Origin of the sequence: Saccharopolyspora sp. 6M (assembly GCF_020176775.1) — a bacterium.
Classification (GTDB): Bacteria; Actinomycetota; Actinomycetes; order Mycobacteriales; family Pseudonocardiaceae; genus Saccharopolyspora_C; species Saccharopolyspora_C gregorii.
This window is the reverse complement of the sequence record NZ_JAIUJZ010000350.1, coordinates 1-799: the sequence shown is the minus strand read 5'-3', so window position 1 is coordinate 799 and position 799 is coordinate 1. Positions and strand designations below refer to the sequence as shown.

Here is a 799-nt window from a genome sequence, read left to right as displayed (position 1 = left end):
GTGTTCCAGGTTGACGGTGGAGTGGAGTGGGGTACTGTGGCGCTCGGTGGGGCAGACGGGGGCTCCGCCCGGCTCCGGGGAGTGCGGGGTGGTCGGCAGCGCCGGTCTCCCGGCAGGACGGAGTCGTCGGACCCGGAGCGGGCCGGGAGGGGGGGGTGGGCCGGGATGTTCCTCGGCACCCACAACCCCAAGCTCGACGACAAAGGGCGTTTGACGCTGCCGGCGAAGTACCGGGACGCACTGGCAGGGGGGCTGATGGTCACCAAAGGACAGGACCACTGCCTGTACGTCTTCCCGCGCGCCGAGTTCGAGCAGATGGCCCGCAAGGTCGCCGAGGCCCCGCTGACCAACGAGTCCGTCCGCGCCTACCAGCGGTACCTGTTCGCGGGCACCGACGAGCAGCGCCCGGACGGGCAGGGGCGGATCCCGATCGCGGCAGAGCTGCGCCGGTACGCGGGCCTGGAGAAGGAATGCGTGGTCATCGGCGCGATCAACCGGCTGGAGATCTGGAACTCCGAGAGCTGGCAGAGCTACCTCGACGCGCACGAGGAGAGCTACGCGCAAGCCCGGGAGGAGGTCCTGCCCGGGATCTTCTGACCGTCCCGGTGGCGTGAGGCCTCGGTCCGCTCACGTGTCCTGGTGCACCTTCCCCGGCGCCAGAACACCCGGAGCGGACTGGGACCTGGGGCCACCGGTCGCGGTGGATCTCGACGGACGGACGTCGTCCACAACGGACAGCAGTGGCCGCCGCGCTCCGGGAGCGCGGCGGTGGTGATCGGGCCGGTGCGCGCACCGGCCC

1 protein-coding gene is annotated in these 799 nt (G+C 71.5%); it reads left to right on the top strand.

Features of this window, described 5'->3' with window-relative positions; all coding sequences use genetic code 11:
• Nucleotides 1-165 precede the first annotated feature (165 nt).
• Nucleotides 166-597, top strand: a complete 432-nt coding sequence (mraZ, locus tag LCD31_RS28775) for a division/cell wall cluster transcriptional repressor MraZ (protein ID WP_224963322.1) — start codon at nucleotides 166-168, stop codon at nucleotides 595-597.
• Nucleotides 598-799: the final 202 nt, after the last annotated feature.